The sequence below is a fragment of the Phreatobacter sp. AB_2022a genome (assembly GCF_026847585.1).
GTDB lineage: Bacteria > Pseudomonadota > Alphaproteobacteria > Rhizobiales > Phreatobacteraceae > Phreatobacter.
This window is the reverse complement of sequence record NZ_JAPSET010000099.1, coordinates 1-7,586: the sequence shown is the minus strand read 5'-3', so window position 1 is coordinate 7,586 and position 7,586 is coordinate 1. Positions and strand designations below refer to the sequence as shown.

General features: G+C 66.8%; 8 protein-coding genes. 3 read left to right on the top strand and 5 right to left on the bottom strand.

Annotated features, from left to right (window positions below; all coding sequences use genetic code 11):
• From OZ671_RS31620 to aceB, 3 genes are all read right to left on the bottom strand, one after another.
• On the bottom strand, positions 1 to 404 hold a 404-nt coding region (locus OZ671_RS31620), incomplete at its 3' end, for a DUF2076 domain-containing protein (RefSeq protein WP_268864382.1).
• A gap of 292 nt (positions 405 to 696) precedes the next feature.
• Positions 697 to 1,617: a TorF family putative porin gene (locus OZ671_RS31615; protein ID WP_268864381.1), complete on the bottom strand. Its 921-nt coding sequence runs from the start codon at positions 1,615 to 1,617 to the stop codon at positions 697 to 699.
• Positions 1,618 to 1,884: 267 nt separating this feature from the next.
• Entirely contained in the window at positions 1,885 to 3,495 is a 1,611-nt protein-coding gene (gene aceB / locus OZ671_RS31610; protein ID WP_103169484.1) for a malate synthase A, read from the bottom strand.
• A 306-nt stretch (positions 3,496 to 3,801) separates the two neighbouring features.
• Between aceB and OZ671_RS31605 the strand changes: the two genes are divergently transcribed.
• Together OZ671_RS31605 and OZ671_RS31600 are read left to right on the top strand one after the other, a co-directional pair.
• Positions 3,802 to 4,557: a DUF2259 domain-containing protein gene (locus OZ671_RS31605; protein ID WP_268864380.1), complete on the top strand. Its 756-nt coding sequence runs from the start codon at positions 3,802 to 3,804 to the stop codon at positions 4,555 to 4,557.
• 91 nt (positions 4,558 to 4,648) lie between these two features.
• Positions 4,649 to 5,611, top strand: a complete 963-nt coding sequence (locus OZ671_RS31600; RefSeq protein ID WP_268864379.1) for a hypothetical protein — start codon at positions 4,649 to 4,651, stop codon at positions 5,609 to 5,611.
• A gap of 53 nt (positions 5,612 to 5,664) precedes the next feature.
• Here OZ671_RS31600 and OZ671_RS31595 read toward each other — a convergent pair whose 3' ends face one another.
• The gene (locus OZ671_RS31595) at positions 5,665 to 6,087 is read right to left on the bottom strand and encodes an organic hydroperoxide resistance protein (RefSeq protein ID WP_038304668.1); all 423 of its coding nucleotides are present in this window, start codon (positions 6,085 to 6,087) and stop codon (positions 5,665 to 5,667) included.
• Between the two features lie 186 nt (positions 6,088 to 6,273).
• Between OZ671_RS31595 and OZ671_RS31590 the strand changes: the two genes are divergently transcribed.
• Complete coding sequence (locus OZ671_RS31590; RefSeq protein ID WP_268864378.1) at positions 6,274 to 6,738, top strand: MarR family winged helix-turn-helix transcriptional regulator; 465 nt, start codon at positions 6,274 to 6,276, stop codon at positions 6,736 to 6,738.
• A gap of 21 nt (positions 6,739 to 6,759) precedes the next feature.
• Here OZ671_RS31590 and OZ671_RS31585 read toward each other — a convergent pair.
• Positions 6,760 to 7,586: heterodisulfide reductase-related iron-sulfur binding cluster (locus OZ671_RS31585; protein WP_268864377.1), on the bottom strand; the 827-nt coding region annotated here is incomplete at its 5' end.

The window sequence follows — 7,586 nt, the reverse complement described above, 5'->3', positions numbered from 1 at the left end:
CCCTGCGGCTGGCCCCAGGGGCCGCTCGGCGGTCCACCCTGCGGTCCGCCGGCCATCGGGCGCGGCGGCGCGGGCGGTACCGAGGGCTTGGAGCCGAACAGGCCCGAGAAGATGCCGCCGCCGGAGGCCGGCTGGGCGTTGGCCTGGCTCAGCTGCTGCTGGAGCTGCTGCACCTGCATCTGCAATTGCCGCAGCTCGCGCTGCTGGTCCTCGGCCTGGCCCTGGATCTGCGCGATCGTCTGGTCCGAGACGTACATCGACTGCAGCATGGCATAGACCGCGCCCGGCTGCTGGGCGAGCCGCTCGCGGATGAAGGCATCGACCTGCGGGTCGCGCGGCTGCCCCTCGGCCGATTTGAGACGGTCGAACAGGCCGGCGAGGATTTCGCGCTCTTGTTCGTTCATGGGGAAAGATCCTCCGGAAGACGATTCGTGGCGGGGCGGCCCCCGGCGGCCCGGACACTAGCCCCCGTCACATTGCTGCGTGATGTCACCACACCACGCTCTCGTGACCGGACCAAGGCGGACCGCCGTCGGGACAAGTGGGGCAGTGTGGGTCGTCCCGCCAGGGGAGGGGTGGGCGCGGCGTGGCGTCGCATCGTGCCGACGAACCGGGAGGCAAGGCGCCGGACACGAAAAAGGCCGGGTCGAAACCCGGCCTTGTTGCCTGCGGCCCCCGCGGGTGGCAGGCGTGATCTCAGCGGAACGGCAGTTTCGACCAGGTGAGGTCCACCGACAGGGTGGCGATGACGGAGTGGCCGCACCAGTTGGACCGGCCGCCGCCGGAATAGACGCCGCGATAGTCGCTGGTCGTGTTGAAGCAGTCGGTCGGGTTGAGATTGGTGCCGTGGTAGCGCAGGTCCAGCGTTACCGAATCCTTGAAGGTCCAGGACACGCCGGCATTCCAGTAGAGATAGTCCTTGATGTCGAAATTCGAGCCAACCGGCAGGAAGTTGGTCCGGCCGAGCCAATAGTGGCCGATCGCGCCGGAGATGGCGAAGTCGTTCGGCAGCTTTATCTTGGCATTGAGCTCGGCATAGGTGCCGGGCGCGCCCGTGCCCAGCCAGTTCGGCGCGTAATAGACGGCGGCGCCGACATTGAGCTGCGGCGTCAGGTCATAGTTGGCCTTGCCGTAGAATTCCCAGAAATCGGTGTTGCGCGGCGCCCAGATGCCGGCGAGCGCCGTCGGCGGCACCGTGACGGCCGGCGCGGGGGCGGCCACATAGCTCGTGATGAACTGCTTCTCGCGCGCATAAAGATAATACATGGCGCCGAAGTCGAGCGTCAGATTGCCGAAGACCGGCCGGATGCCGCCGTAAAGGTCGATTTCGCCGACCGGCGCGTTCGGCAGCTTGGTGGTCCAGAACGCCGCGCCGCCATAGAGCCAGTTGTAGCGCAGCTCACCATAGGCGTTGAACGAGGGCCCGCGCGCCGACTGCGAAATGCCGCGGAAATTGTAGTCGGTCATGAACTTGCCGCCGAAGGCGAAATCCCAGGGCGAAGCCGGCGCTTCGGGCGCGGGGGCCGGCGCGGCGACATCGGCTGCCAGGACCGGCGCCGCCAGCGGCACCGCGAGCGCCGCCGTGATGAAGCAGGCAAGGATAGTCGAGCGCGCCATCTGTGTTGTTCTCCGTCGGTCTTCTCGCAAGGCGGCGGCTGCACTTGCTGCGGGCCGGCTTCACCTTGAAATCACCAGTCGAGAGCACACGTTTCGCTTGGTTTGGACAAGATCATAAAAAATGCAAAGGGGTCCGAAATTGCCCAAATGTGGTGCAATTGGGGCGAAGCAAAAACGGCTGTGGCGAACTCGCCACAGCCGTTCGATGTCATCGGATCGTCAGCCGGCCGTCAGCCTCGGGCAAGGCGCGGCTGAGCCGCAGCCTGTTCAGACCAGCATCTTGTAGGCCGGCAGGGTGAGGAATTCCTCGAATTCGCCGGCGAGCGACAGGTTCTTGAACAGCGTGATGGCTTCGGGGAAGCGGCCATTGGCGAAAGCCTCGGCGCCGACCTCGCCCTTCACCTTCTCCATCTCCTCGGCCAGGGCCTTCTCGAAATAGGCGGCCGTGCAGGTGATGCCGCCTTCGAGCGCCACGCCGTACTTGGTCCACTGCCAGATCTGGGCGCGGGAGATCTCGGCGGTCGCCGCGTCCTCCATCAGGTTGTAGATCGGCACGGCGCCGCGTCCGCGCAGCCAGGCTTCGATATACTGCACGCCGACGCGGATGTTTTCGCGGTAGCCGGCGTCGGTACGGGTGCCCTCGTGGATGGTGAGCAGCTCCTTCTGGCCGACCGCGACGTCGTCGCGCTGGCGCGCGACCTGGTTCGGCTCCGGCATCAGCCGGTCGAAGGCTTCCATGGCCACGGCGACGAGGTCAGGATGGGCGACCCAGGTGCCGTCGTGGCCGATGGTCGCCTCGCGCTCCTTGTCGGCCTTCACCTTGGCGAAGGCGGCAGCATTGGCCTCGGGGTTGTTCTTGATCGGGATCTGCGCGGCCATGCCGCCCATGGCGAAGGCGTTGCGCTTGTGGCAGGTCTTCACCAGCAGCTCGGCATAGGCCTTCAGGAAGGCCTTGCTCATCACGACCTGCGAGCGGTCGGGCAGGACATAGGCCTGGTTCTTGGCGAGCTTCTTGATGAACGAGAAGATGTAGTCCCAGCGGCCGGCATTGAGCCCGGCCATATGGTCCTTCAGCTCGAACAGGATCTCGTCCATCTCGAAGGCGGCCGGCAGCGTTTCGATCAGCACGGTTGCCTTGATCGTGCCCTTGGGAATGCCGAGCTTGTCCTGGGCATGGACGAAGACGTCGTTCCAGAGCCGCGCCTCCAGATGGCTCTCCATCTTGGGCAGGTAGAAATAGGGGCCGGAGCCCTGCGCCAGCGCGTTCTTGGCATTGTGGAAGGTGTAGAGGCCGAAGTCGAACAGGGCGCCGGACATCGGCTCGCCGTCGACCTCGACATGGACTTCCGGCAGGTGCCAGCCGCGCGGGCGCGGGATCAGCACGGCGACCTTGTCGCCGAGCGCGTAGGACTTGCCCGAATTCGGATCGGTGAAGGCAAGCGTGCCGGCCCAGCGGTCCTTGAGGTTGACCTGGCCTTCGATCTGGTTCGCCCAGGTCGGCGAATTGGCGTCCTCGAAATCGGCCATGAAACATTTGGCGCCGGAATTCAGCGCATTGATCACCATCTTGCGGTCGACCGGACCGGTAATCTCCACGCGGCGGTCCTGCAGGTCGGCCGGGATCGGCGCCACGGTCCAGGCGCCGTCGCGGATGTGCTTGGTCTCGGGCAGGAAGTCGGGCAGGGCGCCGGCGTCGAACTGCTTCTGCCGTTCGGCGCGCAGCTTCATCAGGCGCTTGCGCGTCTCGTTGAAGGTCCGGTGCAGGTCGGCGACGAAGCCGAGGGCCTCGGGCGTGAGGATTTCGTCGAAGCGCGGCCCCATCGGCGCCTTGATGACGACGCCGGGCAGGGCTTGAATCGGGGTCTGGGCTGCAGTCATCGGTCCCTTCCTTTCATTCGCCGGGCTTCGCCGCCCGTTTCGGCGAAGACCCTAGTCCAAGGCCGCCTTTGCAAAAACCGCAGGATATGACGAGCACTTTTTCCGAAACGGAAAAGATCTATCAAGGCCGCTCGTCCGCGGCGGGCGCGGAGCGCGATCGGAGCGGGAGGGCCAATACATCCCAATGGCCGGCAATGGCGGATCGCCGGCTTGCCGGCCAATGATGGACATGCTGCGCCGGTTCGACAGAGCCGGATGACCGCGCCGCGACCGTTCCGCCGCGCGACAACCCGGGAGGACCGTCGCATGCGCGCCGTTTCCGTTATTCTCGCTGCGATTTGCGCTTATCTCATGGCCGGCGCCATGGTCCTCGCCGGCGATTTCGCCGCGGTCCGGCCGCTCGGCTTTTCCGGTGACGGACGCTATTTTGCCTTCGAGGAATTCGGCACGCGCGATGCGTCGATCCATCCCTTCGCAGCCATCCATGTCGTCGATCTCGACGGCGGCACGCAGGTTGCCGGTTCTCCCTTCGCGGTCGAGATCCAGAGGGAACACGCGCCCGAGCAGGAGGCGCGCGCGGCGGCACTGAAACAGGCCGAGGCGACGCTGCGGCGGCTGGGCATCGGCCGGGAGCCGGCGGCAAGCGTCAGCGACCCGCGCGGCGACCTGACCGAGGGCGTGACGCCGGACCGGGCCCATGCGGCGATCGCGGCACAGGCAAGCCGCCTTGCGATCGAGGGCGCCGTGGCCGGCGGGCCGCTCGCCGTCGAGGTCCTGTCGTCGCCGACACGCGACGCCGATTGCGCAGCGCGCGGCCGCGACGACGTGGAAGGCTTCTCGCTGGTTCGGGTCCTGCCGTCCGGAGAGCGGGCGACGGTCCATGTTGATACCGGCAAGGCGAGCGCCCGCCATTGCCCGCTGCGCTACGGCCTCGCCGCGCTCTATCTTGCCAGGCCCGACCAGGGCCGGGCGCGGCTCGTCGCGCTCGTCTCCTATTTCCCCCGCACCTGGGAGGAGCCGGACCGGCGTTTCCTCGCCGTCCCCGTCGCCCTGCCGGATTGAGCGATCGGCATTCCGGCGATCGGGCGCGCCGCTGGCTTTTCCGGCGGCGCCCGTCTATGTGAGCGCGCCCGCAGAAGAAATTTCATCATTCATGGCGCACGTCACTGCGATCGAAACCTATTCGTTCAATCCGGCCGACCTCAAGGTCGACAGCCGGCTTCCCGGCATTTCCGCCTTCGTGCGCACGCGCAACGGGGCCGATTTCATTCGTCCGACCATTCTGAGCCACGCGCCCTATGTCGACGAGATCGTCGCGGTCTACAACCAGTGCGACGACGGCACGGACGCGATCCTCGCCGCCCTGCAGGACGAGCTCGGCCCGAACAAGCTGAAGCTCTACGACTATCGCCCTCGGGTCTATCCGCCGGGCACGAAGGAGCACGCCGCGGAACCCGCCGCATCCCCGCACAGCGTCGTCAACTATTCGAATTTCGCGCTGGCCCAGACCGGCAGGCAGATCGTGGTCAAGCTGGACGACGACCATATCGCCTTCGATCGCCTGCTGGCGCCGATGGTCGCGGAACTGCGCCGCGACGGCTTGAAACCCGGGCGGATGAACTGCTTTTCCGGGCTCAACCTGGCGCGCGATGCCGACGGCCGGGTCGGCGTGCATGCCGACACGCCCTTTTCCGGCAATGGCGATATCGGCTTCTTCGCGATGACCCCGGATGCCTATTTCGTCCACGACCGGCGGTTCGAGGACTTCCGCAAATATTATTTCGATCGGGTCTTTGTCGGCTTCGCCTACTGGCACATGAAATATCTGAAATCCGGCCTCGGCTTCGCCAATTACGAGATCCAGAAGGGCCGCAACCGGCGCTTCGCCCGCAAGCAGAAGGATTTCCACGCCCGCCGCGAGGTGGTCACCGTCCAGGAGGTGGCCGAGGCCATGCCAACGGTGCGGGCGGCGGTGATGAGCCGGATTCCCTTCGACAAATGGGCGCTGATCGGCAATCGCGCCCGCGCCATCGCCAGGGAACATGTCACCGACGCGGATCTCGCCGCCTTCGTCGAACGCTATGCGCTCGGCGAGCCGCTCACCATGCGGGACTGACAATTGCCCCGGGGCCGGCACGGGCCGCCCCGAGGCCTTTGCGATGCGCTGCGTCAGACCACCGACAGGCGGACGTTGAGGTTGCCGCGGGTCGCCTCCGAATAGGGGCAGACCACATGGGCCTTGGCGACCAGGTCCTCGGCAACGCTGCGCTCGATGCCCGGCACGCTGACCGCGAGCGCGACGTCGAGGCCGAAGCCCTGGCCATCGTCGCGCGGGCCGATGCCGACGGTCGCGGTCACCGCGGCGCTGTCGGGGATGGCGATCTTGGCCTTGCCGGCCACGAATTGCAGCGCCCCCAGGAAACAGGCCGAATAGCCGGCCGCGAAAAGCTGTTCCGGATTGGTGCCCGCGCCGCCGCCGCCGCCAAGTTCCTTCGGCCGGTCGAGCTTCACCGAGAGATGGTTGTCCTCGCTCGCGGCGACGCCGTCGCGGCCGCCGGTGGCGGTCGCCTTGGTGGTGTAGAGAACCTTCATGGCAGTCCTTCCCTTGTTCGCGCCGCCCTGCGGCCCTTGCTCACGTGTGAATAATGGCATGCAATTAGATTGCACACAATCTATATAGCGAGGCGCGGCAATGCGCAATTGGATTTTGCGCAATTGAATGCGCCGCGGCATAATCCGGCAATGGCGCCGCGCATCCGCGGCGGTCGGGAGAATGCCATGTCCGGTCGCGACGACGGACTGAACCTGTCGGATCAATTGTGCTTTGCGGTCTATGCCGCAGGGCATGCCTTCACCCGTGCCTACAAGCCGCATCTGGAGCGGCTGGGCCTTACCTATCCGCAATATCTGGTCATGCTCGTGCTGTGGGAACGTGACGATCTCAGCGTCAAGGCGATCGGCGAGCGCCTCGGCCTCGATTCCGGCACGCTGACGCCCCTGTTGAAGCGTCTGGAGGGCAGCGGTCTGGTCCGTCGTCTGCGCGATCCCGCCGACGAGCGTTCGGTGCGCATTCTCCTGACCGATGCCGGGCGGACGCTGCGCGACAAGGCGCGTGGCGTGCCGGTGGCGCTTGCCGCAGCGCTTGGCCGGAGTCGGACCGACATTGCCGCGCTGAAGGGCGAGCTTGCCCGGCTGCGCGCGGCGCTCGACGGCGTGTCGCGTGCGCTCGACGGGGCGGCCTGAGGCCGGGCGCCGCTCGCCGGTTCAGCCTGCCGCGCGGGAGGCCGCGCGCTCGGCCGGCCGGGCCGCATCGATGCCGGCCCTGACCAGCGCTTCCGGCCGCGGGCCGCCGGTCACCCAGTCGATCAGCTCCACCGTGTGCACGATCGGGATCGGCCGGTCGCGCTCGGCAAAACCTTTTGCGATCTGGGTGATGCAGCCGATATTGCCGGTCGCGATCAGGTCCGGACGGACCTTTTCGATATTGGCGATCTTGCGGTCGCGCAGCCGCTCGGCGAGTTCGGGCTGCATGATGTTGTAGACACCGGCCGAGCCGCAGCACAGATGCTCCTCCGGCGGTTCCTTGACCGTGAAGCCGGCGGCCTTGAGCAGGGTCTTGGGCTGGTCCTTGATCTGCTGGCCGTGCTGCATGGAACAGGCCGAGTGATAGGCGGCCGTCAGGTCGACGCCGACAACGGGCGGGAGGAGCTCCAGCCCGGCAAGATATTCGGTGATGTCCTTGGCGATCGCCGAGACGCGCCGGGCCTTTTCGGCATAGGCGGGATCGTCCCGGAACATGAAGCCGTAGTCCTTGATGGTCGTGCCGCAGCCCGAGGCGGTGATCACGATGGCGTCGAGGCCGGGGCCGTCCATTTCACGGATCCAGGCGTCGATGGTGCGCCTGGCCTGGGCATGGGACTGATCCTCGCGGCCCATATGGTGCACCAGCGCGCCGCAGCAGCCTTCACCAGCGGCGAACACCACCTCGATGCCGTGCCGGTTGAGCAGCCTGAGCGCGGCCTCGTTGATCGAGGGCTGCAGCACCGGCTGGGCGCAGCCCTGCAGGATGGCGACGCGGCCGCGGCGCGGGC